General features: G+C 60.1%; 21 protein-coding genes. 9 read left to right on the forward strand and 12 right to left on the reverse strand.

All coding sequences use genetic code 11. The features are described from left to right. The first annotated feature begins 167 nt into the window (after positions 1-167). On the forward strand, positions 168-5,198 hold the full coding sequence (locus JAO77_RS02765) for a DNA repair ATPase (protein WP_198988742.1): 5,031 nt from the start codon (positions 168-170) through the stop codon (positions 5,196-5,198). A gap of 58 nt (positions 5,199-5,256) precedes the next feature. Here JAO77_RS02765 and JAO77_RS02770 read toward each other — a convergent pair whose 3' ends face one another. Both JAO77_RS02770 and JAO77_RS02775 read right to left on the reverse strand, forming a co-directional pair. Continuing rightward, positions 5,257-5,715, reverse strand: a complete 459-nt coding sequence (locus JAO77_RS02770; RefSeq protein WP_198988743.1) for a molybdopterin oxidoreductase — start codon at positions 5,713-5,715, stop codon at positions 5,257-5,259. Positions 5,716-5,727: 12 nt separating this feature from the next. Continuing rightward, positions 5,728-8,037 carry a molybdopterin oxidoreductase family protein gene (locus tag JAO77_RS02775; protein WP_198988744.1) on the reverse strand — a complete coding sequence of 770 codons (2,310 nt, stop codon included), beginning with the start codon at positions 8,035-8,037 and terminating at the stop codon, positions 5,728-5,730. Positions 8,038-8,533: 496 nt separating this feature from the next. Between JAO77_RS02775 and JAO77_RS02780 the strand changes: the two genes are divergently transcribed. From JAO77_RS02780 to ahr, 4 genes are all read left to right on the forward strand, one after another. After that, on the forward strand, positions 8,534-8,983 hold the full coding sequence (locus JAO77_RS02780; protein ID WP_198988745.1) for a GNAT family N-acetyltransferase: 450 nt from the start codon (positions 8,534-8,536) through the stop codon (positions 8,981-8,983). A gap of 291 nt (positions 8,984-9,274) precedes the next feature. Continuing rightward, positions 9,275-10,396: an AAA family ATPase gene (locus JAO77_RS02785; RefSeq protein WP_198988746.1), complete on the forward strand. Its 1,122-nt coding sequence runs from the start codon at positions 9,275-9,277 to the stop codon at positions 10,394-10,396. Then, positions 10,362-10,940 carry a hypothetical protein gene (locus JAO77_RS02790; RefSeq protein ID WP_198988747.1) on the forward strand — a complete coding sequence of 193 codons (579 nt, stop codon included), beginning with the start codon at positions 10,362-10,364 and terminating at the stop codon, positions 10,938-10,940. The genes JAO77_RS02785 and JAO77_RS02790 overlap by 35 nt, the downstream gene beginning before the upstream one ends. 120 nt (positions 10,941-11,060) lie before the next feature. Continuing rightward, complete coding sequence (ahr, locus tag JAO77_RS02795; RefSeq protein WP_198988748.1) at positions 11,061-12,077, forward strand: NADPH-dependent aldehyde reductase Ahr; 1,017 nt, start codon at positions 11,061-11,063, stop codon at positions 12,075-12,077. A gap of 125 nt (positions 12,078-12,202) precedes the next feature. Here the strand turns inward: ahr and JAO77_RS02800 are convergent, their stop codons facing one another. Continuing rightward, a complete protein-coding gene (locus JAO77_RS02800) occupies positions 12,203-13,036 on the reverse strand; it encodes an ATP-binding cassette domain-containing protein (protein WP_198988749.1) in 834 nt (277 codons plus the stop codon). Between the two features lie 154 nt (positions 13,037-13,190). On the opposite strand from JAO77_RS02800, the gene JAO77_RS24330 reads away from it, so the two are divergent. Then, positions 13,191-13,796 carry a transposase gene (locus tag JAO77_RS24330; RefSeq protein ID WP_198988750.1) on the forward strand — a complete coding sequence of 202 codons (606 nt, stop codon included), beginning with the start codon at positions 13,191-13,193 and terminating at the stop codon, positions 13,794-13,796. Positions 13,797-13,889: 93 nt separating this feature from the next. On the opposite strand, the gene JAO77_RS02810 is transcribed toward JAO77_RS24330, so the two are convergent. From JAO77_RS02810 to JAO77_RS02840, 7 genes are all read right to left on the reverse strand, one after another. After that, the gene (locus tag JAO77_RS02810; protein WP_198988751.1) at positions 13,890-14,675 is read right to left on the reverse strand and encodes an ABC transporter permease; all 786 of its coding nucleotides are present in this window, start codon (positions 14,673-14,675) and stop codon (positions 13,890-13,892) included. Positions 14,676-15,197: 522 nt separating this feature from the next. After that, positions 15,198-16,976, reverse strand: a complete 1,779-nt coding sequence (locus JAO77_RS02815) for an OmpA family protein (protein ID WP_198988752.1) — start codon at positions 16,974-16,976, stop codon at positions 15,198-15,200. Between the two features lie 139 nt (positions 16,977-17,115). Then, complete coding sequence (locus JAO77_RS02820) at positions 17,116-18,108, reverse strand: hypothetical protein (protein ID WP_198988753.1); 993 nt, start codon at positions 18,106-18,108, stop codon at positions 17,116-17,118. 15 nt (positions 18,109-18,123) lie between these two features. After that, positions 18,124-18,789 carry a hypothetical protein gene (locus JAO77_RS02825; protein WP_198988754.1) on the reverse strand — a complete coding sequence of 222 codons (666 nt, stop codon included), beginning with the start codon at positions 18,787-18,789 and terminating at the stop codon, positions 18,124-18,126. Between the two features lie 204 nt (positions 18,790-18,993). Next, positions 18,994-19,683 (reverse strand): outer membrane beta-barrel protein, encoded by a 690-nt coding sequence (locus tag JAO77_RS02830; protein WP_198988755.1) that lies wholly within the window; start codon positions 19,681-19,683, stop codon positions 18,994-18,996. A 141-nt stretch (positions 19,684-19,824) separates the two neighbouring features. Next, positions 19,825-20,511, reverse strand: coding sequence for a hypothetical protein (locus JAO77_RS02835; protein WP_198988756.1), 687 nt, complete (start codon positions 20,509-20,511; stop codon positions 19,825-19,827). A 193-nt stretch (positions 20,512-20,704) separates the two neighbouring features. Then, positions 20,705-21,370: an outer membrane beta-barrel protein gene (locus JAO77_RS02840; RefSeq protein ID WP_198988757.1), complete on the reverse strand. Its 666-nt coding sequence runs from the start codon at positions 21,368-21,370 to the stop codon at positions 20,705-20,707. Between the two features lie 202 nt (positions 21,371-21,572). Between JAO77_RS02840 and JAO77_RS02845 the strand changes: the two genes are divergently transcribed. Together JAO77_RS02845 and JAO77_RS23970 are read left to right on the forward strand one after the other, a co-directional pair. After that, entirely contained in the window at positions 21,573-22,442 is an 870-nt protein-coding gene (locus JAO77_RS02845) for a helix-turn-helix transcriptional regulator (RefSeq protein WP_198988758.1), read from the forward strand. Between the two features lie 135 nt (positions 22,443-22,577). Next, positions 22,578-24,386 carry an alpha/beta fold hydrolase gene (locus JAO77_RS23970; protein ID WP_235998185.1) on the forward strand — a complete coding sequence of 603 codons (1,809 nt, stop codon included), beginning with the start codon at positions 22,578-22,580 and terminating at the stop codon, positions 24,384-24,386. Positions 24,387-24,576: 190 nt separating this feature from the next. Here JAO77_RS23970 and JAO77_RS02855 read toward each other — a convergent pair whose 3' ends face one another. Next, entirely contained in the window at positions 24,577-25,059 is a 483-nt protein-coding gene (locus tag JAO77_RS02855) for a DinB family protein (RefSeq protein ID WP_198988759.1), read from the reverse strand. A gap of 123 nt (positions 25,060-25,182) precedes the next feature. After that, on the reverse strand, positions 25,183-25,551 hold the full coding sequence (locus JAO77_RS02860; protein WP_198988760.1) for a group III truncated hemoglobin: 369 nt from the start codon (positions 25,549-25,551) through the stop codon (positions 25,183-25,185). Between the two features lie 110 nt (positions 25,552-25,661). Between JAO77_RS02860 and JAO77_RS02865 the strand changes: the two genes are divergently transcribed. After that, entirely contained in the window at positions 25,662-26,285 is a 624-nt protein-coding gene (locus tag JAO77_RS02865; RefSeq protein WP_198988761.1) for a sce7726 family protein, read from the forward strand. The last annotated feature ends 24 nt before the right edge of the window (positions 26,286-26,309 follow it).

Here is a 26,309-nt window from a genome sequence, read left to right on the forward strand (position 1 = left end):
CGTAGTGCCTCACCCCTAGCCCCTCTCCGAAAAGGAGAGGGGAACTAGCCCTAGTTTTAGTCCGCATTATCTATTCTATTTTACACCCACTAGTTGGCTAGCAGTAGAACTAGTAGCTAGTCCCCCTCTCCTTTTCGGAGAGGGGCTAGGGGTGAGGCGACTACGTCATGGAACCAACTCCCCAACTCGAAGGCGGCACCTACGAAATATTACGCGCGCGCCTGCAAGCCAGCGCCACCGACCTCCAAGGCCGCCTCGATAAGCTAAATACGGAGCGCAAAGCCGTGTTCGGGGCTATCGATACGCACTTGCTCGGCACCGGCCGCCTCACCACCGTCAACAACTGCGTGCCATGGGACATGGTGGCGGTGGGCCGCCGGTTTATCTTCGGCTTCAACGTCGTGATTGGTCTTAAGACCGAGACGGAGCTGGCCGACGTGTTTGGGGTGTACCAGTACGAAAACCGCGAGTTTCAGCCCCTAGGGCTCGAAATGCTGACTAACCCGCAGTTTCTGGAGGAGTTTCGCAACCTGTACCGCTACTACAAAAACACGCAGTTTGTGAAGTTTGCGGTGCGGGGGCCGCACCTGTTCATGGTGTTTCGGGTGGGCAAAAGCGCCAGCGACATCAAGACTTTTAAGTGGCTGCTAGACGAGGAAAACGACTCGCTGAGCTACCTCGACAACCGCAGCGACCACGAGTACACCTACCCGCCGCAGCAGGAGTTTGTGTGGAAGCGGGCCACCCGCGACATGCAGGTGCCGGGCAAATACCCGCACATCAGCATCGAGGACAAGGTTTTTGTCGAAACCATCGGCGGCGACCTCACCATCAAGGTCGAGAACAACACCGAAAGCGGCCGCGGTATCTTGGCCGAGCCAGTGGCCGACAAAGACCAGTCGCTCGACGATTCGGAAATCCACTACGCGGTGCTGGATAACCTGATTCTGCTGAAAATCAAGCCCTACCAGGAGCCCGACTACCGCTACTTCCTCTTCAATACCAAGCTGCGCACCGCCCAGCGCCTCGACGCCCTGGCCGAAGCCTGCGTGCTGCTGCCCGACAGCCAGGGCCTGATTTTCCCGCACGGCTTCTACCTGCAAACGGGTGCCAGCAAGCTCTTCGACAACGGCCTGCGCAATATGCAGTTTGAGAAGCGCTTGGCCTCGCCCAACGGCGAGGATTTTCTGTATGTTTTCTACAACCGTGAGGACGGCACCTACCTGCTGCTCTCGTACAACCTCATTGCGCAGCGCGTCGATAACCCCATCATCTGCCACGGCTACGCGCTGTTTGAGGACGGGGAATTATGCTATTTCCGGGCCGATGAAGAGCCCAAAAAGCACCACACGGTGCAAATCTGGCAGACGCCCTACGTGGCCCCCGACTATGAGCTGCCCGTCACCCAAGATTCGGCCCTCTACAAGCTCGGCAACAAGGAGATAGTGCGGGCGATGGCCGAGGTGCAGGAAGTGCTGACGCTGGTGGGCAAGGAGGACAGCTACGCCGGCCTCTACCTCGACCTCATCAAGCGCACGACCACCCTGGCCGATGCCTACCACTGGCTGCGCGACCCCGCCGCCCAGGCGCTGGCCGAGCCGCTCGTGGCCATTCAGGAGACGGCTACGGCCGCCGTGGATGAGTTTGATAAAGTGCGTGCTATTCGCAAGAGCACGGCCGAAACCGTGCAGCGCGTGCTGGGCCAGGCTGACGAGCTGCGCGCCCGTATCGCCCGCATGCCCGACGCGACGGAGGTCAACGACTACGTGCGCCTGCTGGCCGAGCTGCGCGCCACGCGGGGCGAGGTGATTTCGCTGAAAGAGCTGCGCTACGTAGACCTGCCGGCCGTGGAAAAAGCCGCCGCCGACCTCACCGACGTGAGCAAGCAGGTGGCCGGCCAAACCGTGGAGTTTTTGCTGCGGCCCGACGCCCTGAAACCCTATGCCGCCCGCGTGCAAGCCATTGCCGACAGCGTGGAGAAAGTGCAAAAAGTAAGCGAGGCCAACGAGCGCGAAAAGGAAGCCAATGCCGTATCAAGCGAGCTGGAATTGTTGATTGAGGTGGTGGGCAACTTGCCGATGGACGACCCCACGCAAACCACGCGCATTATTGACAGTATTTCCACCATTTACGCGGGTTTCAACCAGATACGGGCGGCCCTGAAGCGGCGGCGGCAGGCGCTGGCCGGCACCGAGGCCCAGGCCGAATTCACGGCCCAGCTCAAGCTGCTGGAGCAGGCCTTGGTCAACTACCTCGACCTCAGCGATACGCCCGCCAAGTGCGACGAATACAGCACCAAGCTGCTCGTGCAGCTAGAAGAGCTGGAAGGCAAATTCCCCGATTTTGACCAGTTTTTAACTCAACTTGCGGAGCGCCGCGAAACGGTGTACGAGGCGTTTGAGTCGCGCAAGGTGAGCCTGGTGGCGGCGCGCAACCAGCGCGCTTCGGCCCTGGCGCAGTCGGCCGAGCGCATTATCAAGGCGGTGCAAAATCGCCTAGGTCGCCTCGAAACGCTGGCCGACATCAACGGCTATTTCGCCGCTGATATGCTGGTGGAGAAGGTGCGTCAAACCGTGCAAAACCTGCTCGACCTAGGCGATACCGTGAAGGCCGACGAGCTGCAAAGCCGCCTCAAAACGGTGAAGGAAGATGCCGTGCGCCAGCTCAAGGACCGCGCCGAGCTATTCACGGACGGCGGGCAGGCGCTGAAATTCGGCTCCTACGCCTTCACCGTCAACACCCAGCCGCTGGACCTCACCATCGTGCTGCGCGACGGCGAGCTGCACTACCATCTCACGGGCACCAATTTCTTCCAGAAGCTCACCGACCCGGCCGTGCTCGGCGCCCGCCCGGTGTGGGACCAGGCGGTGGCCTCCGAAAACCCCGACGTGTACCGCGCCGAGTACTTGGCTTGGTTGGTACTGCAAGCCGCCGAACACCCTAGGGCCGCCCAGGCCGATGCGCCTGCCGTGCTCAGCATCGAGGAGCTAGCCAAGCTAACCTCCGAAGAGCTAACGACCTACGTGCAGCACTTTATGGCCTCGCGCTACGCCGAGGGCTACCTCAAAGGCGTGCACGATGCCGACGCCGCCCTGCTGCTCGGGGCGCTGGTGCGCCTCACCCGCACCGCCGACCTGCTGCGCTACCCCGCCACGGTGCGGGCCGCGGCGGCGCTTTACTGGCAGCGTTTCGCGCCCGAAACCCAGCGGGCCAGCTGGCAGCACCAGCTACACGGCATCGGGGTGCTGCTCCAAGTTTTTCCCGATGCGCAGGAGTTTAAAGGCCTGATGCAGGACTTGCAGCGCGCGGTAGACGAGTTTGCCACTAGTACCGGCCTCTTCACCCCAGAGGAAGTAGCCGAGGCCGGCGAGTACCTATTCTACGAATTGACGCGGGGCGAAACCTTCGTGGTGTCGGCCGAGGCGGCCGCGCTGTACGAGCAGTTTCAGCAGTCGCTGAAGGAGCGCCGTGCCACCGAGCAGTACGAGGCCTCGGTGGCCGCGCTGGCCGACCAGCCAGCCGCGCAGTTTCAGCTGGTGCAGCAGTGGGTAGGAGCGTTTGTGCGGGCGAATTCTAGCGCTGGTTACCCCACCCCCAGCCCCTCCCCTCCGGGAGAGGGGAGCCTGACGTCTAATGGCGTAAGTGGCAGTAGCACAATTAGCAACAATGATAGTCGTCAGGCTCCCCCTCTCCCGGAGGGGAGGGGGCTGGGGGGTGGGGTCCCCACGCCCGCACTAACCGAAACCGCCCTCCTCCTCACCACCTCCTACGACCCTGCCCGCGTCATCCGCACGCCCCTACGCGAAATCCTGACGGGCCTCCAAGGCACGCACCCGCGCATCGAGGACCGCAACTACCAGCTCGATTTCCCCGATTTCCGCCACCGCCTAGGGCACTACGCCCGCACGGTAGTGCCGCAATTCGAGGCGTTTCAGCACCTGAAAAAAGACTTGCTGGCCCGCGCTGCCGACGAGCTGCGCCTCGGCGAGTTTCGGCCCCGCGTGCTGGCGTCGTTTGTGCGCAACAAGCTCATTGATGAGGTGTATCTGCCGCTCATCGGGGCCAACCTGGCCAAGCAAATCGGCACGGCGGGGGCCGACAAGCGCACCGACCTTATGGGCCTGCTGCTGCTGGTGTCGCCGCCCGGCTACGGCAAAACCACCCTGCTCGAATACGTGGCCAACCGCCTAGGGCTGATTTTTATGAAAATCAACGGCCCAGCCATCGGCCACGCCGTCACGAGCGTAGACCCCGCCCAGGCCCCCAACTCCGGCGCCCGCGAAGAGTTGCTGAAGCTCAACCTAGCCTTCGAGATGGGCGACAACGTGATGATATATCTTGATGATATTCAGCACTGCAATCCCGAGTTTTTGCAGAAATTTATCTCGCTCTGCGACGCTCAGCGCAAAATCGAGGGCGTGTACCAGGGCCGCGCCAAAACCTACGATTTCCGGGGCCGCAAGGTGGCCGTGGTGATGGCTGGCAACCCCTACACCGAGTCGGGCGAGCAGTTCCGCATCCCCGATATGCTCGCCAACCGCGCCGATATCTACAACCTCGGCGACATCATAGGCGATACCCGGCCCGCCTTCCTGCTCAGCTATATCGAAAACGCGCTGGTGGCTAACCCCACCCTGGCCCGCCTCGTGGCCAAAAGCCAGGCCGACGTGTACCCGCTGCTGCGCCTGGCCGAAACCGGCGACAGCACCGGCCTCACCTTCGAGGCCACCCACTCGCCCGCCGAAATCGCGGAGTACGTGGCCGTGCTGCAAAAGCTGCTGACGCTGCGCGACGTGGTGGCCCGCGTCAATGAGGAATACATCCGCTCGGCGGCCCAGGCCAACGACTACCGCACCGAGCCGCCCTTCAAGCTCCAAGGCTCGTACCGCAACATGAGCAAGCTGGCCGAAAAAGTCAGCCCCATCCAGAATGACGCCGAAATCCAGGCCCTACTCGCTACCCACTACACCAGCGAAGCCCAGACCCTGACCAGCGGTACCGAAGCCAACTTGCTCAAGCTGCGCGAGCTGCTCGGCTGGCTCACCCCCGAAGAGGCTACCCGCTGGGCCGACATCAAAGCCACCTTCGCCCGCAACCTGCGCACCAGCAGCGGCGGCCAGCTGCTCCAGGTCCTCACCCAGCTAGAGAATATTTCCGGCGGCATCGGCGGCATCCGCGAGGCGCTGGGGCGTGAGTAGGGTAGCAGCACCAGTGCCGGGCGGGACCTAGGGCTCACTCGGCACTGGTACAGGTGCCTTACTCCGCTACCAGCAGGGTTTGGGGGGCAGCTTGCTTTACGCGGCCCAGCAGCCAGTCGGTTTGGCGCTTGGTACGGGCGGCGCAGTAGGTGGCGCAGGCTTTCAGCTCTTCGTCGCGCAGCCCTAGGGCGGCCTGCCGGATGACCGTCCAGCACAGCTGCACTTGCTGGGTGAGCAGCCAGAGGTCGTGCAGGTCGCGCAGCAAGGCAAGCGCGCCGCTGCGGTTGCGGGCAAACAGGTCGCGCTTTAGCTTGTCGGGCTCGTCCTCTTTCTCTTCGGAGTATTTCTCGACAAAGCCCAGGATTTGGCCGTGGTGGTTGCGCGACCAGGCCGAAAACTTCTGGCATATCTGCTCGATGTCGGGCTCGTCGCGGTGTTTGTCGGCTACGTGCTCGAAGGCGCGGGTAAGCTGTTTTTCGCTGTCTTCGAGCAGGCCTAGGTAGGTGGCGAGGTGCATGGCGGGGCGGGCTTAGGCGTGAACTTTGCGCAGCTGAACGGCGGCGTACTTGTAGTGGGGTTGCTTGCTCACCGGGTCCCACTCGGTCAGGGTCAGCTCGTTGGCGGCGCGGGGGCGGTCGGCCTGGTCCCAGTAGCCGTAGTGAAACGGAATAAAGACCATCCCCGGCTCGATGCCGCCCACGCGGGCGGGCTCCAGCACGCGGCCGCGGCGCGAGGTCACCTCCACCATATCGCCCTCGCTGATGCCGTAGCGAGCGGCGTCTTCGGCGGCTAGCTGCACAAAGCTGTCGGGCGCAGCATCTTGCAGGGCTTTTGAGCGGCCGGTTTTGGTGCGGGTGTGGAAGTGAAACACCACGCGGCCCGTAGTGAGCCACAGCGAGTACTGCTCGTCGGGCTCCTCGTGGGGCGGCTCGTAGTCTACGCCGTGCAAGAAGGCGCGGCCGTCGGGGTTAATGGCTTGGTACTCTTCCTTGGAGCGGGGCGCGCCGGTTTCGAGGTCTTCGCCGTAGGTTTCGCAGTAGTCGGTGGCGGTGGCAAAAACGCCGTCTTCGTAGAGGTGCTTCTTGCCATCGGGAAACTCCTCGTTGCAGGGCCACTGAATGCCCGAGCCCTCGCTGAGCTTGGCGTAGCTCATGCCGGTGTAGTCGCAGGGGCGGCCGCGGGTGCACTCGCGCCAGGCGTTGAAAGCGTCTTCGGTGGTTTGCCAGGTGCTAGTGAGCAGCGGGGCGCCGTGCTGGTCACGGAAGCCCATGCGCCGCGAGTAGTCCACGAAAATATCGAAGTCGGAGCGGGCCTCACCAGGCGGGTTCACGGCCCTGTGCGAAATGTGCACCGTGCGGCCCACGTTGGTAAAGCAGCCGGTTTTCTCGCCCCAAATGGCGGCGGGTAGCACCACATCGGCATACTTCGTGGTTTCAGTCAAGAAGGCATCCTGCACCACGACAAACAGGTCTTCCTTGGCTAAAATCTTGCGGGCCCGCGCCAGGTCGGGCAGCGATACCAGCGGGTTGGTGCCGCTAATCCAGAGCATTTTGATGGAGCCCGTTTCGCAGTAGCGCCAGATTTGCATGGCGTGGGTGGGCGGCGCCCAGTGCGGAATTTGGTCGGGGTGCACGTTCCAGAGGTCGGCCAACTCCTGAATGTGGGTTTCGTTGCCCCAGTTACGGAAGCCGGGCAGGTCGCCGTCGGCGCCGCACTCGCGGGTGTTTTGGGCCGTGGGCTGGCCATTCATCTGGTAGATGCCGCTGCCATCGTGCCCGAGCAGGCCGCGCAGCAGGTGTAGGTTGTTGACTTGCACGGCCGACGCTGTGGCTTGCATCGACTGGTACACGCCCTGCAATACGGTCGAGACCAGTGTTTTGCAAGTGCCTAGGATGTCGGCGGCGGCGCGCAGCTTGTCGGCCGGCACGCCGGTGAGGCGCTCCACGCGGTCGGGCGTCCACTTGGCCACTGTTGCCTTCAGCTCCTCAAAGCCTAGGGTGTGCGCCTCAATGTAGGCGTGGTTGAGGTGGCCGGCCTCGATAATGAGGTGCAGCAGGCCGTTCATCACCGGGATGTTGGTGCCCACGCGGGGCGCCAGGTGCACGGTGGCGCGCTCGGCGGTGTAGGTGCGGCGCGGGTCTATCACGACCAACTTGGGCGGGTTGGGGCCGGCCAGCCGGTCGAGTATCCGCATCCAAAGCACCGTTTGCTGCGAGGCAATGTTGTGGCCCACGTGCAAAATGGCTTCCGTGCTATCGAGGTCGGCGTAGGAGCCGGGCTGCCCATCGGAGCCAAACGACGCTTTTAGGGCCGCTGCGGCCGTGGCCGTGCACAGGCGGGTGTTGCCGTCCATGTGCGGCGTACCTAGGCCGGCTTTGCCCACAATGGCCAGGGCATAGTACTCTTCCAGAAAGAGCTGGCCCGAGGTATAAAACCCAATGGAGCTGCTGGTGTGCTTGGCTATCAGGTCTTTCGACTTCTGCACAATCAGGCTCATGGCCTCTTCCCAGGTGGCTTCTTCGAGCTGCCCGTTGCGCCGGATAAGCGGTTTGGTGAGGCGGTCGGGGCTGTTGTTGGCCACCCAGCCGTGCAAGCCCTTAGGCCCTAGGCGGCCGTGGTTGACGCTGTCCACGGCCCGGCCGCGCACGCCCACAATGCGGCCGTCTTTCACCCCGATATCGACGCCGCAGCCGTTGGAGCACAGCACGCAGGCGCTCTGCACCCAGTGGTCGGGCGCCTCAGTGGTGTGCTCGTCTATGCGCGTGGGCCACTGCTCCTGGCCGTCAAAGCCGGTGCGGGGTCCCCAAATGTCGGTAATACTGTCGCGGGTTTCTGGCATACTAGCGGGGCGCAGCACGAATGGCCGCCGCCTGCCGCCCGGCACACGCAACGACCAGCCCGGCCGGTGGCGCAGGCGGCCCCAACCCAGGCAAGATGGGCCGTACTACGGGAGTTCAAGCAAAAAAGTGGAGGCTTTTTCGCTTTATTTTAATGAAGAATAGATGAACGCAAGTGGCTCACCAACAGTCAAAAATGCAACTTGCTTAACCTCCGTAAGTTCCTATTCCTAGGTTGTTGTTGCCGAGGCCAACAGTTAGGCTGGTAACAGCCCTATTTTCGCCCGCCACTTGCGAACCAGCGGCGGCCTACTGTTCTAGGACCTCACGTAGCTAAAACGTGTTACCGGCAGGTTTGGGGAATACGGGAGGTGCTGGGGCAGGGGAGAGGTTAATGTGACCTAGGGAAGCAAAAGCCGCCATTCGGAATGGCAGCAGCGTTGGTTAGCAGTTGCCGCTCGCCCGCCACCCCGCGCCCGGTGCTACTTTCGCGGCCCTATGACCCTGCACTGGACTACCAAACCCTTCGAGGCCCTCACCCTGGCCGAACTCTATGCCCTGTTGCAGCTGCGCAGCGAAGTCTTCGTAGTGGAGCAAACCTGCGCGTTTCAGGATATTGATGGGCACGACCAGGCCGCCTACCACCTGCTGGGCTACACCGCCGCGGGCGAGCTGGCGGCCTATGCGCGCCTGTTTGAGGCCGGCCGCAGCTACGACCAAGCCAGCATCGGGCGGGTCGTGACGTCGCCGCGCCACCGGGGCGCCGGCCTGGGCCGCGAGCTGCTGCGCCAGGCTATCGGGCAGTGCGAGGCGCTATTTGGGGTGCAGCCCATCAAGATTGGGGCGCAGCAGTACCTGCGGGCGTTCTACGAAAGCTTCGGCTTCGTGGCAGACGACGAGGGCTACCTAGAAGACGGTATTCCGCACGTGCACATGGTGCGGCCCTAGTAGCCAGCGCGACGCCGAAACCCAGGCCCCGTTCGCCACCCACTACACCAGCGAAGCCCAGACCCTGACCAGCGGCACCGAAGCCAACCTGCTCAAGCTGCGCGAGCTGCTCGGCTGGCTCACCCCCGAAGAGGCTACCCGCTGGGCCGATAGCAAAGCCACCTTCGCCCGCAACCTGCGCACCAGCAGCGGCGGCCAGCTGCTCCAGGTCCTCACCCAGCTAGAGAATATCTCCGGCGGCATCGGCGGCATCCGCGAGGCGCTGGGGCGGGAGTAGTTTATCTTTGAGCTATGCTAAAACGCCTTCATTTACAGAATTTCACTGTCTTTGCCGACGCCGAATTTGAGTTCGGGCCGGGACTGAATGTGCTCGTTGGGACCAATGGGACCGGTAAAAGTCACGTGTTGAAGGTGGGGTACGTTGCAGAAGATACTAGATTTAGTGTAGGTAAAGATTCTGCTTACGGCCACTCTACCACACAACTAATAAATTCGACTGTTTGGACAGTGGTATTTAGAAAGTCGTTATTGGATGTGTTTCGATTGAAAGAAGTAGCGCCTTTTATAAAATGGAAAGCAAAAACTAATTCTGAAATTGAAATTGATTTTATAGATGATGAGCAACTACTTGTTAGTCTAACCCCAGCAACTGAGGAAGCAGATAGAAAAACAGCTAGTATAAAAGTTTCTGCTGCCTCTGCACCCATAGATAATTCGTTGCGTCCAGTATTTATTCCAGCAAAAGAAATTCTGACACTGAGCTGGATGCTTCCCGCATCAGAGCAGTTAATTGCTCCCATAGAAAAGAACTATTTAGACCTTCTTAATCAACTAAGACTCTTACCGCTTCGCAAATCTGAAGCCGCTCCAGCTATTCAAGCATTAACTGATATAGTGGGAGGGGAAGTAAAGGAGCAGGGAGATGAGTATTATTTAGTTGATACAACCGGTCGGCAAATAGCTATAGGTATGGTTGCCGAAGGACTACGCAAATTCGGTACGCTACAGAAGCTATTGGCAAACGGCAGCTTAACCAAAAACACTACACTCTACTGGGACGAGCCCGAAGCAAACCTAAATCCCTCTCTGCTTCGAAAGCTTGCCGCTGTTCTCGCCGAATTGGCCCGTCAAGGCTTTCAAATAATCCTCGCCACCCATAGCACAGATTTGCTCAAGGAATTTCATATTCTCTCGCGGCAAAAAGATGCTGAGTCACTGCCCATAAAATACTTCGGCCTGAACGCTAAACCAGGTGAGGCGACGACAATAGTTACGACTGATAATTTCGAGCACCTGCCCGACGTGGTAGCGCTGGAAGTGGAATTAAAGCAAGCGGATGAGTTAGAGGAAATTTTTATCCGCGAAGACCGGGAGTACTATGCCAACCATCCAGGAGAACAACCTAGCCTTTGATTTTCCAGCTGATTGGCACGCAGTAAAATACGACCACGATGCAGAGCCAGCGAATGGCGAACCGGCTGGGTTTTACCGACGGGTTATTTTGAGCGAAGGCGTGCAGCAGGTGCGCGGAATGGACATTGTATGCCGGCTGCCGGGCGAAGCTAAACGCCTGCAACTTATTGAGGTGAAGGACGAGCGTAAGCGTGACCCTGCCACCGACGTTGCTCTTCGCCACGAGGAGCTTCGGCAGACAATGCTGCGCAAAACGTTGGGTACACTAGCTAGTCTGGTGCTAGCCGAGCGCCTCGGCGATGCCTCGTTGCGGCCGGTGGCTTGCCTCAGCCAGCAGCCGCTAGTTGAAGTAGTGCTTTTTCTGGAAGAGCCTCCGCTAGCCCCGCAACGCAGCACATTGCTGCGCAAAGTGACGGAGAAAGACCGGAAGAATATTCTCGACCAGAAGCTCACTGCTAAGTTCTATCAATGGGGTATGCCGTTCTTTCTGTATGATTTGGATAAACGCAGGCCGGCGCTCTGGCAGGTGCGTGATTTGGTTTAGCTCGGCTGTACAGCTATCCCGCCAAACCTAGCAGCCCGCTAGCGGTTGGAGAAAGCAACTGCTCGTTTCCGAGTGAAACAGCTGTTTTACCCTTCTCCAAACCAAACCACTACCTGCCCAATGGCTGAAGTAAAAGCCCTAGCTGCCAGTGCCGCCCACGGCCAGCTCGAACCGTTTAGCTACGACCCCGGCCCCCTAGGTGCCGAAGAAGTAGACATTGCCGTGGAGTACTGCGGCATCTGCCACTCCGACCTCTCGATGCTCGACAATGAGTGGGGCATCTCGGCCTATCCCTTCGTGCCCGGCCACGAAGCCATCGGCCGCATCGTGGGCCTGGGCGACGTAGCGGCCCAAAAAGGCCTCGAAATCGGCCAGCGCGTGGGCGTGGGCTGGAGCGCCAGCAGCTGCCTGCACTGCGAGCCCTGCCTCCACGGCGACCAGCAAATGTGCACCACCTTGCAGCCCACCATCGTGGGGCGGCACGGGGCCTTTGCGCAGCAGGTGCGCAGCCATTGGGTGTGGGCGGTGCCCATTCCGGAGGGCGTAGACCCCGCCGAGGCCGGCCCGCTGCTGTGCGGCGGCGTCACGGTATTTGCCCCCATCATGGACCACGTGCAGCCCACCGACCGCGTGGGCGTGTTCGGCATTGGTGGCCTGGGCCACATGGCCGTGATGTTCTTGAATAAGATGGGCTGCGATGTCACCGCCTTCACTTCCAGCCCGCGCAAAATCGAGGAAGCCCACCAGCTAGGGGCCACCCGCACGGCGTCGAGCACCGACACGGCCGAGCTGAAAAAGCTGGCCCGCACCTTCGACCTGCTGCTCGTCACGGCCAACGTGTCGCTCGATTGGAACGACATCATTGCCATGCTCAAGCCCAATGGCCGCCTGCACCTCGTGGGCGCCGTGCTAGAGCCGATTCCGGTATCGGTGTTCCCGCTGCTGCTCAACAACCAGTCGCTAGGTGCCTCGCCTACCGGCAACCGCGCCCAAATCGACAAGATGCTGCGCTTCTGCGCCCAGCACGACATCAAGCCCCTCACCGAGCACTTCCCCATGAGCCAGGCCAACGCCGCCATGGACCACCTGCGCGCGGGCAAAGCCCACTACCGCATCGTACTCGACAACGACTTGTAAGAGGTTAGTTCTTTATTAAAAACGGCCTCATCGCTCTGCGGTGAGGCCGTTTTTTGTTGCGCGGACTTTGTAGTCCGCGTGCGTAAGCGAGCAACCGGACGCGGACTACAAAGTCCGCGCAACAATTAGCTCCCCCGTATCTCATCCTTAATCTCGGCCACGAACTGGGCAAATTCGGGCTCACTTTCCACATCGGGGTGCCAGGCCAGGCCGAGCTGGGCCAGGTTGTACTGGTGGCGGGGGCTGAGGGTGGCGCCGGGCAGCAGCTGGCCGGTGTCGGGGCTGCGCTCGGGTGCCAGCAGCCAGAGGCGGTCGGCGAGGGCGGTAGTGGTGGCAATGTCATGGCTCACGATGAGCACGGTGTTCAGCTCGTCCATCGTGGTAACCTCCACAATGATTTTCTTGACCTCGTCTATCATCGCCACATCGAGGCCCGAAAATGGCTCGTCGAGCAAAATCAAATGCTCGGAGCATAGTAGCTGCTGCGCAATGGCCGCCCGCTGCCGCTGCCCGCCCGAGAGGTGCGCCGGATATTTGCCCGCGTGCGCTCCCAGCCCAAAGCGCCCTAGGTAGTGCTCGACGCGGGCTTTGGCCTCGGCCGCATCGTAGTGGCGGCGGGCGGCTAGTAAGAGGTTGTCGCGCAAGGAATAGTGGTTGAACAGCGGGTAGCGCTGCTGCACGTAGCCCACCATGCCGGCTTGCACGGGTTCCTGCGCCTCGCCCACCAGCACGGTGCCGGTGCTCGGGGCCGCCAGCCCCGCCAGCAGCCGGCACAGCACCGACTTGCCGATGCCCGAGCGCCCATAGATGCCCACCACCTGCCCCTGGCTCATGCCGGGCCGAATCACATCGAGCACCTGGGCATTGAGGTCGCGCAGAATAAGGTCATTGTTGTAGTGCATCGACACATGGTCGAGGGTAAGCAGCGGCGATTTGTAGGAGTAGGGTAGGGCGGTCATGCTGTTGCGCGGACTTTGTAGTCCGCGTGCGTAAGCGAGCAGCCAGACGGACGCGGACTACAAAGTCCGCGCAACAGCTCGCGATGTGTAAGAAGTTATAAAAATTTATGCAAGTCGCGGACTACAAAGTCCGCGCAACAATGTAGCTTGCGGAGTGGCTGACTTACTGCATTATGAGCGCACCTTGCCGCACCGGCTGCCGCCGGGCGAGGCTATTTTTGTCACCTTCCGGCTAGCCGATACGCTGCCCCAGGAAGTGTTAGCACGCTTGCGTGAAGAAGTCGAGCTTTTGCAGAAAGAATATGCCGCCGATGCCGCGCAGCTATACGCCGCCCAAAAGCGGCACTTCGGGCACTTTGATGAACTGCTGAATTGCACCAATCACGGCCCTACCTGGCTAAGGCAGCCCGCCATTGCGCAAGTAGTGGCGTCGTCGCTGCATCATTTCGACGGGCCGGGCTACGAACTGCTGAGCTACTGCCTCATGCCCAACCACGTGCATCTGCTAGTAGCACTACCGCCCGAAGCGCCGCTGCTGGCGCGCACCTTGCAGCGCCTCAAAGGCTACACTGCCTTGCAGGCTAACAAGCTGCTGGAGCGTTCGGGGCCGTTTTGGCAAGCCGAGAGCTACGACCATGTGGTGCGAACAGGTGAGTTGGAGCGTATCCTTTCCTACATCATGCACAACCCGGTCAAGGCTGGGTTGGTGGCCGAGTGGCAGCAGTGGCCTTACACACATGTAGCCCCAAGCTTGCTGTAAGAGTGTTGCGCGGACTTTGTAGTCCGCGTGCGTCCGGCTGCCCATGAGCAGGCTTTGGTGATTCGCGTTCGGCTGCCCGCTTACGCACGCGGACTACAAAGTCCGCGCAACAGCGCTTAGACCCGCATACGGAAAAAACACCCTTCGCACCCCCTCAAACGCATAGTCCTGCGCCACGCCTAGGGCCAAAATCACGAGTTGAATCGCCAAAACTCCATCCAAATGCAAATACCGGTTTTGCTTGTACAGCAGCAACCCAATGCCTCCTTCTGATTGATAGAGCGTTTCGACCAGCGTTATCAAGGTCCAGATGATGGCAAAATTCTGGCGGACGACTTCGAGCATGTCGGGTAGTTTGCCGCGCACCACCACTTCCCAAAAGCTGCCCCACTCGCCCAGCCCTAGGGTGCGGGCGTGGTCCAGTTCTTCCTGCGTAGTACCCAGAATAACCTGCGTCATACCCGTAACGAGGTACACCGTAGCCCCGAACACTAGCACCGTTAGCTTCACCTGGTGCCCCGAACTGAGCAACAGTGCCATAAAAAACGTGAGCCCCGTAAGCGTGAGGTAGCGCAGCTTACTCGCCGCAAACGCCAGCGGCCGGAAAAATGGCAGCGCCGTGAGGTACGAAATCAGCAGCGCCAGTACCGTGGCGATACCCAGCGCCTGCCACGCCGTGGTGAGGCTGGCCCACAGCTCTTGAAGCAAGCCTTGGCTGGTGATGAGGCTACCTAGGGCACCTAGGACCTCGCCGAGGCGCGGGAAAATCTGGAGCGGGTAGAACAGCCAGATGGCCAGCAGCAGCAGGAGTTGGCCGGCAATCAGCGCGGCGAAGGTGGCGCGGCGCGGGTGGGCGTTGGGAGTGAAAAGGGGTTGCATGCTTGAGAAAGTTGCAAGTGGCTAAGGGCCTCGACTACTAATAACTTGCTTGATATCCTAGTACTTTAGAGTGCTAATGGAAGAAACCCGCACCTCTACTCTGGCTTTTCCCAGTGACGTAGTCATTGCGCACTTGCGACTGCATATGAAGTGGGGCGCGGTGGGCAGTGTGCTAATGATGGTAGTGATAGTGGTAACACAGCCTATAGGCCAAGATTGGCAAAATGCGCTGTATGCCGTGGTAGTAGCACCGATAATCTCCCTTGTTGGGGCTACACTAGTTGGGCTGATGCGCCTCCCGTTTTTACACTGGGTACTGAGGCAGGCGCAGCAACAGCACTGGCCATTGGCGTTATTGCTGCTGGCCAGTGCAGTGTTGTTTTTGGCGCCCATTATGCCACTGTTCCTATTGGGCACAGTATGGAGCGTAGTGGGAAAGCTGAGCTTAGTACTCAGCCTCCCTTTTTTAGTATCCTACGTGGTAGCTACTTATAAATTGCGGCAGTCTATTTATGCGCCCGCTTAGTTGCCCAGCACCACTTCCACGCGGCGGTTTTGGGCTTTGCCAGCTTCGGTAGCGTTGGTGGCTACCGGCTCGGCGGCGCCGTGGGCGTACACTTGCACGCGGCCGGCAGGGAAGGCGCTGGCGCTCTTGGCTTCGAGCCAGTGGGCTACGGCTTCGGCGCGGGCTTCGGAAAGCTGCTGGTTGGCGGCGGGTAGGCCGGTGTTGTCGGTGTAGCCGTGCACGGCCACTTTGAGGCGGCCAGCCACTACTAGGTCGTCAAAGAGTTGGCTGAGTTCGCGCTGGGCGGCGGGGGTGAAGGTGCTTTGGCCGGTGTTGAACTCGATGTTCCAGGCGCGCTTGCTCACGCTGCGGCGGATTTCATCGTCGGCGGTGAAGTGCTGAGTTTCGGCCGGGGCCAGGGTTTTGCCTTTGTACTGGGCTTGCAGCTGCTTTAGCAGCGTCAGGTCGAGCATGTTGGCTAGGGGCACGTAGGTGGGTAGCTCCTTAGGGTAGAGGCGGCTTTGTACGTCGCCGAAGGTTTTGTACACAGCAGCATAGATGTTGGTGCCACCGTTGTCGAGGCCAAACAGCGTCAGGTTGTCGCTGAAGTTGAACGCTTTGCTGCCGCCTAGCTCCACTACGTTGCCGGTGCGGTCGGCCTCGCTGGTGCCTTTGTAGTACTTCAGCCAGTAAGCGGCGGGCTTGTCCTGGTCGGCGTAGACTTGGGCCGATACGTCAGCGGCACGCTGCAAGGCTTCGGGGTGGCTTTTTACTTGGTCGCCGGCCACGGCAAAGGCGGTTATCATACCCTTGACGGCTTTTTGGTGGGCGTCGTACCAGCGCTTGGTGGTCACCATGATGTTGGGCATCTGGTTGGAGTAGTCCTTGGTGCTCACGATGTTGACCAAGCCGCCTTTTTGCTTGGCGATGTTCACGTCGCCGGGCGTCCAGGTGGCTACGGCGTCGGCGGCTACGTCCACGCTCACGCCGGTGCTGTGGCCGCTTACCACTTTCTGGCGGCTTTCGGGCTTGCCGGTGATGTACTTCTCGGCGGCTACCAGGAAGTCGCTGGCGGCCATGAAGTTCACGGCTTCGGGGTCGTAGGTGGTTTCGTCGGGGTTCACTTTCAGGCCGTTGTCGGCGCACCATTTCAGGGCGATGTTCTGGTCGCCATCGCGCAGGTAGCAGGCGATGGTCTTACCTAGGGCCGCCTTGGGGTTTTCGAGCCACTCTTTCGGGCCCATTAGCTTGTCTTCGCCAAAGCTTTTGCCCACCGAGTAGGGGATGATTTGCAATTGCGTACCAGCCTTTTCGAGCTGGCTCTGCACGGCAGAGAAAGCCGGCAGCCCATCGCCCATGATGCTCACAATCAGGCCCGGCGTGTTGGGGTTGCTTTGCAGGTCGAGGGCGTTTTTCACGAGGTCGGCCTGCATTTTCGATACGTCGTCCTGGCGCACTATCTGCATGTCTACGCCATTGGCAGCCAGGGCCGAGCCCTGGGTGGTGCGGGGACCGCCGTTGGCGAGCATGCCGGCCATCTGGCTGTTCCAAGCCATTACTTCCCACACCACGGCGGTGCCGTTTTCGGCGGGGGCCGTGCCGGGCAGCGGGGCTAGCGGCACCACTAGGGTAGCGCGGTTGCCGCTGGCCGAGGCAGGCAGCTCGATGGAGCTGAGGAGCACCGACTGGGTATCGGCTTTTTTGAAGAATCGGTTGCTGGCGACCAGCTTGTTAATGCCAAAGTAGGCGAGGGCGAAAAAGATGACGCCCAATACGATTTTACCGCGAGTTGTCATGGTTGAAGTTGCGCGGACTTTGTAGTCCGCGACTAGGTATTTTGTTAAAGAGGAAGGGTGGTGCGGTCGCGGACTGCAAAGTCCGCGCAACTGGCTCGGCTACAGCAGCACGGCGCAGAGCAGCAGGGCTAGGCAGCCACTAATCAAGCAGGCTAGAATAGGCATCATCGGAGCGTTGTTTAGTGGCGGCTACAGAAGTGGAAACGGGGGCTTTAGTGCTGTTCATGAGGGCGTTGAAATCGCCTTTCTGGTAGCGGTCGAGCAGGCGCTGGCCCTTCTCGCTCATCACGCCGTTCTGGATGTCCATCTCCTTCACGAATTCCTGCGAGTAGCGCATGGCCTGCTTAATTTGGCCTAATTGCTGGGCCATGTCCTGGGCCACACGGTCGGTGGCGAGGTCGAAGAAGTACTTCTTGTCTGGGTCGCCGCGCAGGATGTTCATGGCGGCCCGCATGCCCGAGCTGGTGCGTTTCACAAGCTCGTATTCGTCTTTCAGCAGGCCGACCTTGAACTTGCTGCCATCAATCTGGCGCAGGGCAGCTTTCAGAATTTGGCGCATTACCACGGTCACGTTGGCGGTGGTGGCGGCCATGGGCTGGAGGCGCTGGTTGTAGTCCAGGATTTGGGCGGCGCGGCTGGCGTAGGCTTCGGCGGCGTCCTTTTCGTTTTGGCGGGTGGCCGAGTCGGCCAGGGCTAGGTATTCCTTTATCTGCTGCTCGTTGGCGGCGAGCTTGCGCTTTACCAGCTCGTGGGCGCCCTCGATGTGGCCGATTTCGCCTTCCATCTGGCGGGCCTCCTTCTCGGTGTTCGAGATGTAGTCCTCCATGATGCCGATGGGGTCGGTGTTCACGAAAATGCCCGCCAGCGTCCGCAGCACCCGCTGCCCAGCGTACCAGAGCCCGGTCTGAATCCGCTTGTTGGTGCCCAGCAAAAACAACACAAACAGCGCCCCTAGGCCGATGCCCAGCTTCACGCTATTGAACACGATGTCAACGAGGTAGGGCACGATTTGGCCCCAATAGTAGACGCCCGCGCCGGCACCGGCCGCCAGCACTACCCAGCCGGCTACTTTTTCGGGTTGCTGCCACTTGGGCAAGCTCGGGTTGAGGTCGGTTGAAAGAAGGGTTTTCATAATTCAGAAAGACGGTTACTTGTTGATTAAAAAGGACTTGGTAGCTTGTTGATGCACTTGCAAGTCGGCCACGGCTGCGGCATTGGCTAGCTCGTAGCTGGCGAGGGCGGCCTGAGCTTTGGTACTTTCCTGCTGCATTTGCTGCTGGGCTTCTTGCAGCTGCTGGCTTTTCTCGGCGAGCTGCTTGCTGAGGGCGGCCACATCGGCTTGCAGCTGGGCTTCCTGGTTGCGGAGCTGGGCCAGGGCGCTGGGGGCACCTTTGAGCGGCACCGCTTCGCCGGTTTTTTCGCGGTGGTGGGCCTGCACCTTGGCGCGGTCGTCGGCCAGCTTTTGGGTGAGCGCGTCGGCCGAGGTGAGCAGGGTGGGGAGGTCGAGCCCGGTCACGGCCGAAAAGGCGTTGAAGGCCGTTTGGTAGAGCAGTGGGCCGCTGAGGCCACTGGCTGCCAGACTCTTTACCATTTTGGTAAAGGCGTGGAAGTCGCGCCCGTCGCCGGCCAAGAGCTGGGCAATGTGGTCGAGGTGGCGCTGCTCGGGCTGCGCCTGGCCGGGTGCCAGGTCGGCCAGCGCCGGAGCGGGGGCAGCAGGCAGCGGCCGGGCGGCAGCCGTTGCGGCGGGAGCGGCGTAGCCTTCTTCGACGAAGAAGTCCTTGACGCCCTTAGCCAGATTATCCAGAATAGCCATTGTCTGTAGGAGCATGTAGGTGATTGATGTGTACCTAGTGCCAAGACTGATGCCGACTCGGAGTAATGGCTTGAGGATTTTATATAATGTGCTTTTTATCAGAATTATAAATAAAAAATCCCGTCCGACTCAGGGTCGAACGGGACGTTATTTTTTCAAAATGAAAAGCCGGTTTTTGCTGAAATGAAAAACCGGCGAGGTAGCTTAGCTGGGGCCGAAGCGGTAACGCAGACCTAGGGCTACGGAGGAATCAAGACGGCGATAGTTGCCGGTAACAGGCACGTTGAAAAGAATATCGCCAACAGCCTCTAGCCGCTGCCCAAAACGGTAGCGGAAGCTTGGCCCTAGGTTAACATTCAACTGATTGTAGGTATAAGAATCATCATTCTCAACGGTGGTGGTAGGGGCTTGAGGATAATCTATATAGCTGTAGAAGTTGCTGCTAATTAAGTGTATGCGTTGGTGCACCAGCATAAGACCGCCGACCAAATCGACTTGGAAACGGTGTGCTGGCTGGCGCGTGAGGGTATAGCGCACAAGCAGCGAAGTATTGACGGTGCGGACCGTAGCGGCCGAGTTGCTAGTATGATTAACTCGGTAGTTGTTGATGTTAGTATAATCGTAATCGTACTCAGACTTACTCTTGTAGCCACTATAAGTTAGCCCTAGCTGCACGGCTAGTCGGGGCCGTAGTTGGTAGCCAAGCGTAGTCTGCACGGGCACAGCATATTGATTGTCAAGGAGGTTCGTGCGTCCTAAATTTTGATAGGGCCCACTATAAACTCCTAGCCCCACGTAGAATTTAGAGGCAATTGCAGGTTCGGTAGCTTGGGCGTGGCTAGCGAGCGATGAAGCTAGCAATAGGCCACCTAGGACAAGGCGAGAGATGAGCATCAGTTAGGAAAGGAAGAGGTCTTACAGGTAAGTATCCCTTTGATAGTTAAGCGTTGCAATCTTCATTAAAGAAAAAAGCTCGCTCAGCACCAGGTCGAGCGGAACGTTAATTTTTCTAAAGCAAAAACTGAGTGAAGTTGCTTAGCTTGGCCCGAAGCGGTAGCGCAGACCTAGGGCCATAGAGCCAGAATTGGATTGGCGATTAAGCGGTTGATTCAGTAAGAGGTCATACACAACATCCAGGCGTTGGCCAAAACGGTAGCGGAAGCTAGGCCCGATGAGAACGAATGCTTCGTGATAAGGAAACGTATCATCATGATAATCAAAGGTGCTAGTTCCCTTACTGACATTGGTATACTCCTCGCTACCTACTCCGCGGTAATATTGGTGGTCATAGGCTACTCCCCCTACTGCATCAACTTGGAAGCGATGGTTAGACTTGCGAGTGAGCGTATAGCGTGCTTGCAATGAGGCTGTGTAATGGCGCAACGTTGACCTGCCGTTGCTAGTAAACAGAATCGTGTTGGAATTGGCATCGGTATACGTATCAGTCGATGCGTAGCTGTTTTTACGACCACTGTAAACCAGCCCAAGCTGCACTGCCAGCCGCGGCCGTACCCAGTAGCCTAAGGTGGCCTGAACGGGTATCTGGTACGTGCTGGTAGAGGATGATAGCGCTTTTGAGCGCCCCAGCGAATGATAAGAGCCGCTGTACAGTGCCAGCCCCCCGTAGAACTTAGGGGCCGCTACGGATGGGTTGTCCTGGGCAAGGCTCATGAGGGGTAGACTTACTAATAAGCCACCTAGTAGCAGGCGAGAAGTAATCATAATCAAAGGAAAAGGGGAAGTGCTGCAAGTAAGTATCCTTTTGATAATTAAGCGTTGCACTCTTTACTAAATAAAAAATCCCGCCAGGCGCTAGACCAAGCGGGACATCAGCTTGCCAAACGGAAAGCCGATTTTTCAAAAGAGAAACTCGATGGGATGTAATAGAATGCTTGTTGTCTACTAGCGCTTGTGCCTAGCGCAGCCCGCCGAAGCGGTAGCGCAAGCCCAGGGCAAAGGAAGAGTTAGGATGCTCGGCCGCCCGCGTATCCACGTTCAGCAACCAGTCGCCTACTGCTTCTACCCGCGGCGCCAGGCGATAGCGCACGCTAGGCCCAAGGCTAACTAAGTAGACGTTGTTGGATGAGTTCAGGTCGTAAGGGGTAGAGGTGCCAGGGGTAGGGCTACTAAAATTTGGGTTGGTGCCATTGCCGTGGAACGTGTGGCGCTCTATCGTGGCGCCACCTACGGCGTCTAATTGCAGGCGGTGCGCCGCTTGGCGCAGAAGCGCGTAGCGTCCCTGCACTGCCAGGGTAAAAAACCGATTGCGATAATTGCTGGAGTACTCGCCAGTATTGCCGGTAGCATAGTCCGTCATCGTGCCTGCGTTGTGGCCCGAGTTACCACTGTAGGCTAGGCTGGCCTGCACCGCTAGCCGAGGCCGCAGCTGATACCCTAGTGTGGCTTGCACAGGCACCGCGGTGCCCAGGTTATAAGGGTTGCCCAGTCGGTTGTAATAGCTTCTATAGACTCCTAAACCCACGTAGAATCGGGGGGCAGGCACTGCTTCGGTGGTTTGGGCTTGGCCGACAATCGGCAGACCCAGCACTAGGCAGCCAACTATAAATGAGGAGTGTTTCATCAAGAAAAAGGAATAAAGGGTAGTGTAAAGAAGTAGCGTTTTGCAGGATAATCGTTGCATTCCACTACTCAGTTAGTTAAATAAAAAGCACATTAAAAGAGAGTGTTGAGTGCCCAGTAAAAATCAGTAGGGCGTTAAAGCGCGTTGGCTGGGGCCGCAAACAAGTTGCTTTCGTAAGGGTTAGGTCAATTCACGCTCGCTTATGGCCGCTTCTCTCACGCACCCCAACACCGCCGCGCTCTACGGCCGCCCAGCTGTGGAAGCCAACCCGCCGCAGCCTGAATTGCGGGTAGAGCGCTATCAGCTCGACGCGCTGGAGGTGCCCGCCCACGCGCACGCCGAGCACCTGCTACTGCTGCATCAAGGGCAGCAGCCGGTGGTTTCGCGCCGCCGTAGTGGGAGCAGGGTAGAGGAAGACCTTTTTCAGTTTGGTGATGCCGGCCTGTACCCCGCCGGCGAATACGGCCCCCTGGCTTGGGACGGCCCCGCCGATGTAGTGCACCTGCACCTGAACCCGCAGCTGCTGGAAGACCGCGCCCGCCAGGGCCTCGACCTCACGCACTTTGCCCTGCGCGACCAGTTTCGGCTCGAAGATGGCCTGCTGACCCACCTAGGGCGGCAGCTACTGACTACCACCGGGGCCGAGCACGCCCTAGGACAGCTCTACGCCGAGTCGCTGACCACGGCCCTGAGTTTGCACCTCATCACGCACTACGCCACCTTCGAGCGGCGCATTGCCAATGACAGCGCCCGGCTGCCGGGCGCGGTGCTGGCGCGCATCGAGGCCTATATAGAAGCCTCAGCCGAGCAGCCCATCACGCTGGCGGCGCTGGCCGAACTGGCCAATCTGAGCGTGTTTCACTTTGCCCGTCGCTTCAAGCTGACTACCGGCCGCTCGCCCTATCAATACGTGCTCGACTGGAAAATAACGCGGGCCCGCCAGCTGCTGCAAGCTGGCGAGCAGCCCGTGGCGGCCATCAGCGATGCCCTAGGCTTTGCCTCGCCGGCGCACTTTGCAGCGGCTTTCAAGCGGGCGGTGGGCCAGAGTCCGCGCACCTTTCAGCGTGGGTAGTGGGCTAGGCAGAAGAGCAAGTATTCGTAAGAAACGAGCAAGAATTGGGCAGACCTAGGGGTGAGTCGGGGAGGAATTTTGCAGCACGCAAACCGGCAGCAGGAAGCTGCTGCATCCTCCTTAAATCACCTTCTTATGAACCTTCCTATCGTAGTGGCAGGCGGCACCGGCAACCTAGGCCGCCGCATTATCGAAGCCCTGCTCCAGCGCGGGGCTACCGTGCGCGCCCTAGTACGGCCCGAGACCGACCCCGCCAAAATAGCCGCCTTAACCCAGCTTGGGGTAGACGTCCGGCCTGTAGACCTGGCCGATGTGGCGGCCCTCACCCAAGCCTGTGCCGGGGCCGGGTGCGTGGTGTCGGCCCTGGCCGGCCTGCGCGAAGTCATCGTAGATACCCAAGCGGTGCTGCTCGCGGCGGCCGTGGCGGCCGGTGTACCCCGCTTCATTCCCTCCGATTTTTGCAGCGACTACACCCAGCAGCCCGCCGGCCTGAACCGCAATTTTGACTTGCGGCGCGAGTTTCAGGCGCACCTCGACCAGGCGCCCATCGCGGCCACGTCCATCCTCAACGGGGCGTTTGCCGAGGTGTTGGCTTATAATATTCCGCTGCTCGACTTCAAGCAGCACCAAGTAGGCTACTGGGAAGATGCTGACTGGAAAATCGACTTCACGACCATCGACGATACGGCCGCCTTTACGGCTGCCGCGGCCCTGGATGCAGATTCGCCTAGGTGGCTGCGCATCGCCAGCTTCCAGCTGAGCCCCCGCGAGCTGGCCACCGCGGCCGAAGAGGCCGGCCGCGGGCACTTCGAGGTAGTGCGCCTAGGCGCACGGGCCGACTTTGCGGCTCACATCCAGCAGGCCCGCGCTGCCAACCCAGCTGGCGAGCACGAGCTCTACGCCAACTGGCAGCAGATGCAGTACTTGCTCAGCATGTTTAGCGTGCAAAACAACCCGCTAGACAACAGCCGCTACCCTGGCCTAACGTGGACCAGCCCCCAAGCAGTACTAGCCACGCCCGGCGACGCCCCCGCCGACCCCGAGGCGGCGTACACCGATGCCGAGCTCATCAAAAAGCTGCCCGGCTTCAGCAACCACTACGTCACCGTGAATGGCGTGCGCCTGCACTACGTGGAGGGCGGCAGCGGCCAGCCGCTAGTTTGCCTGCCCGGCTGGCCCCAGACGTGGTATTCCTTTCACCCAATCGCCCCGACGCTGGCCCAGCACTACCGCGTTATCATCGTCGATATCCGGGGCATGGGCAGCTCTGACAAGCCCGCTGCGGGCTACGACAAGAAGACGATGGCTCAGGATATCTACGCGCTGGTGCAGCACCTAGGGCTGGATAAAGTGTCCTTGCTGGGGCACGATATCGGCGGGATGGTGGCGGCTAGTTTTGCCTTCAACTACCCCGAAGCGACCGAAAAGCTCATCCTGGCCGATGGTGCGCACCCCAGCGATGGCATGCGCTACATGTCGCTGCTGCCCGCCCCCGGCGCCTTCGAGGCCAAGATGGATGGCCACCAGCCCTACGTCTGGTGGATGGCTTTCAACCAAGTAAAAGGCTTGCCCGAAAAGCTGCTGGCCGGCCGCTTCCAGCACTTGCTCGACTACCTCTTCGCCTACGTGATGTTTGACGAGAGCCGGATGTCGGCCTTCGACCGGGCCGTGTATGCCGCCGCGTATAATGAGCCCGAGAGCATCCGGGCCGCCAATGGCTGGTACCAGGCCCTAGGTCAGGATATGGCCGATGCCAACACCTATGCCCCGCTCACCATGCCCGTGCTGGGTATCGGCAGCTACGTGTCCTACGAGCACATGCGCCAAGGCCTGCCCAGCATGGCGCCCGGCGCGCAGGTAATCGGCCTGCTCGACAGCGGCCACTATATGTTTGAAGAAAAGCCCGAGTTAGTGTTGGCCGCTGTGCTCGACTTTTTGAAGTAGTCTGGCGCTCACCCAATTTTTTAGTATGGCACGGGTTGTCCAGCTTCGCTAAACCTAGCGGAGCTGGACAACCCGTGCTAGCATGCTATGCGAGCTTGTGCCAAACCTTACGCTCTTCTGTGCCTACTTCATGGCTCGTACCTATCTGAAAAAGTCTCGCGTTAAGCCAACGCCTGGTACTACCTGCGGCTTAGTGCCACACGCCCAGCAGCCGGCGAAGCAGGATGATTTCGCCCGTATGGTAAGCGGCGTGGTCGCCGATAAGCAGCGCCTCGCGGAAGAGATTCTGCCCGTTGCCGTGGGGGAGGGGCGTGAACAGGTCGGTGGCCGGGTTTTCGAGCAGGTCGATAAACTGCTGCTGGTCTTGCCGAATCGCCGTTAGGGCAGCTTGCCAGCCGGCTTCGTCTACGGGCACGGTTTTGTCGGGCCAGTAGGCGGCGGGCCACTCGGGGGCTACGTAGTCAGGGTTCACGCAAAATTCCAGAATATCAGCTTGCGCAATGCGCATGTGCTCGACCAAGTGCCAGATGGTGTAGGGCACTTCGGGCACGGTTTGGTTTCGCACCGATGGTGGCAGCTCGGCAATGGCCTGCTCAAAGGTGGCGTGGGCATTGCCGGCGGTAAGCAGCTGGGTAAGCTCGGTGACGAGCGCGGCGCGGGTAGGCTGGTCCATAGGAAGAGAAGAGTAAATTGGTGAACAGTACCGTGGACCCTGTGGGTCCGCAAGTGAAGGGTAAGTATATGCAGTTTACGCACGCGCGGACCCACAGGGTCCACGATACATACCTAGGTCCAGCTACAAATCCTCTAACAGCCCTAGGCGGCCGGCAAACACCCGGCCTACTTGCAGCGAGTGACGTTTAGCCGTTTCGGCTACGGGCCCTTCGAAGTGAGCGTCTACGGCTTCGTGAAACAGCTCGAGCCAGCGCTCAAAATGCTCTAGGCCCAGCGGTAAAGGAAAGTGCTTGCGCATGGGAAAGCCCCGGTAGCGGCTGCTGCCTAGCAAGATGCCGCTCCAAAAGTCGTAGAGCTGCGGCAGGTGGTGGCTGAGGTCGATGTGGGCAAAATCAACAAAAACGGGCTTCAGCAGCGGGTCGGCCAGGGCGCTAGCGTAGAAGCTATCAACCAGGGTCTTAATGTCGGCTTCGGTGGTGATATCAGTCATGGCAAGTACAACGGAGTGGGGCTCCGTTTGGCGTAAGAGAGCAGTCGGGGTAGAAACGAAGTGCCACGCCGCTGCACTTCTACAAGCGATAAAGTAGCTTTGAAGTTGCGATGAACGACCCCGAAATCCGCGCCCGACTTTACCCGCTGCTCCTCGGCGGCGTGGTTATCGACGAGCTGCCCACCGGCACCACCCGCGCCGACGTGGTGCATATCACCGACACCTTCATGCACGGCTACGAGGTGAAGGGCGACGGCGACACCTTGCAGCGCGTCGAAAACCAGCTGCGCTGCTACGCCGAGGTCTACGATTTCGTCACCTTCATCGTCACCGAAAAGCACCTGCCCAAGCTGCTGCCGCGCTTGCCCGAGTGGGTGGGCGTGCTGGTGGCCCCCGCCGACGACCTAGGGTTGCGCGAGCACCGCCCGGCCGGCTACAATGCCACCGTGCAGCGCGCCCCGCTAGCGGCGCTGCTGTGGGTCGAGGAAATAAAGCAATTTTTATTGGCGCGGGGCCTGGCAGGCGCCAGCACGTTGCGTCAGCGTGAAGTGGCTAATTTTCTGCGTACTACGCAAACTGTTCCGCTCTCCAGCCTGGCGCAGTACGTGCGCGAGCGCCTCATGGCCCGGCTGCCCGAGCGGCTACTGCTGCGCGAAGAGCGTAAGGCCGAGCGCGAGCGCTTGGCGGGCCTGCGGCAGCGGCGGGCGGCGCGGGCTAAGGCCAAGCGGCGATAAGCTGGGCCGCACCTAAGCGCGCCC

This window comes from Hymenobacter sp. BT559, from assembly GCF_016427535.1.
In the GTDB taxonomy this organism is placed as follows: Bacteria; Bacteroidota; Bacteroidia; order Cytophagales; family Hymenobacteraceae; genus Hymenobacter.

Bases quoted from the DNA above. Each gene is read 5' to 3' on its own strand.
- JAO77_RS02765 (WP_198988742.1), top strand. From the start codon at position 168: ATGGAACCAACTCCCCAACTCGAAGGCGGCACCTACGAAATATTACGC.
- JAO77_RS02770 (WP_198988743.1), bottom strand. From the start codon at position 5,715: ATGCACCTCGCCACCTACCTAGGCCTGCTCGAAGACAGCGAAAAACAG.
- JAO77_RS02775 (WP_198988744.1), bottom strand. From the start codon at position 8,037: ATGCCAGAAACCCGCGACAGTATTACCGACATTTGGGGACCCCGCACC.
- JAO77_RS02780 (WP_198988745.1), top strand. From the start codon at position 8,534: ATGACCCTGCACTGGACTACCAAACCCTTCGAGGCCCTCACCCTGGCC.
- JAO77_RS02785 (WP_198988746.1), top strand. From the start codon at position 9,275: ATGCTAAAACGCCTTCATTTACAGAATTTCACTGTCTTTGCCGACGCC.
- JAO77_RS02790 (WP_198988747.1), top strand. From the start codon at position 10,362: ATGCCAACCATCCAGGAGAACAACCTAGCCTTTGATTTTCCAGCTGAT.
- ahr (WP_198988748.1), top strand. From the start codon at position 11,061: ATGGCTGAAGTAAAAGCCCTAGCTGCCAGTGCCGCCCACGGCCAGCTC.
- JAO77_RS02800 (WP_198988749.1), bottom strand. From the start codon at position 13,036: ATGACCGCCCTACCCTACTCCTACAAATCGCCGCTGCTTACCCTCGAC.
- JAO77_RS02810 (WP_198988751.1), bottom strand. From the start codon at position 14,675: ATGCAACCCCTTTTCACTCCCAACGCCCACCCGCGCCGCGCCACCTTC.
- JAO77_RS02815 (WP_198988752.1), bottom strand. From the start codon at position 16,976: ATGACAACTCGCGGTAAAATCGTATTGGGCGTCATCTTTTTCGCCCTC.
- JAO77_RS02820 (WP_198988753.1), bottom strand. From the start codon at position 18,108: ATGAAAACCCTTCTTTCAACCGACCTCAACCCGAGCTTGCCCAAGTGG.
- JAO77_RS02825 (WP_198988754.1), bottom strand. From the start codon at position 18,789: ATGGCTATTCTGGATAATCTGGCTAAGGGCGTCAAGGACTTCTTCGTC.
- JAO77_RS02830 (WP_198988755.1), bottom strand. From the start codon at position 19,683: ATGCTCATCTCTCGCCTTGTCCTAGGTGGCCTATTGCTAGCTTCATCG.
- JAO77_RS02835 (WP_198988756.1), bottom strand. From the start codon at position 20,511: ATGATTACTTCTCGCCTGCTACTAGGTGGCTTATTAGTAAGTCTACCC.
- JAO77_RS02840 (WP_198988757.1), bottom strand. From the start codon at position 21,370: ATGAAACACTCCTCATTTATAGTTGGCTGCCTAGTGCTGGGTCTGCCG.
- JAO77_RS02845 (WP_198988758.1), top strand. From the start codon at position 21,573: ATGGCCGCTTCTCTCACGCACCCCAACACCGCCGCGCTCTACGGCCGC.
- JAO77_RS23970 (WP_235998185.1), top strand. From the start codon at position 22,578: ATGAACCTTCCTATCGTAGTGGCAGGCGGCACCGGCAACCTAGGCCGC.
- JAO77_RS02855 (WP_198988759.1), bottom strand. From the start codon at position 25,059: ATGGACCAGCCTACCCGCGCCGCGCTCGTCACCGAGCTTACCCAGCTG.
- JAO77_RS02860 (WP_198988760.1), bottom strand. From the start codon at position 25,551: ATGACTGATATCACCACCGAAGCCGACATTAAGACCCTGGTTGATAGC.
- JAO77_RS02865 (WP_198988761.1), top strand. From the start codon at position 25,662: ATGAACGACCCCGAAATCCGCGCCCGACTTTACCCGCTGCTCCTCGGC.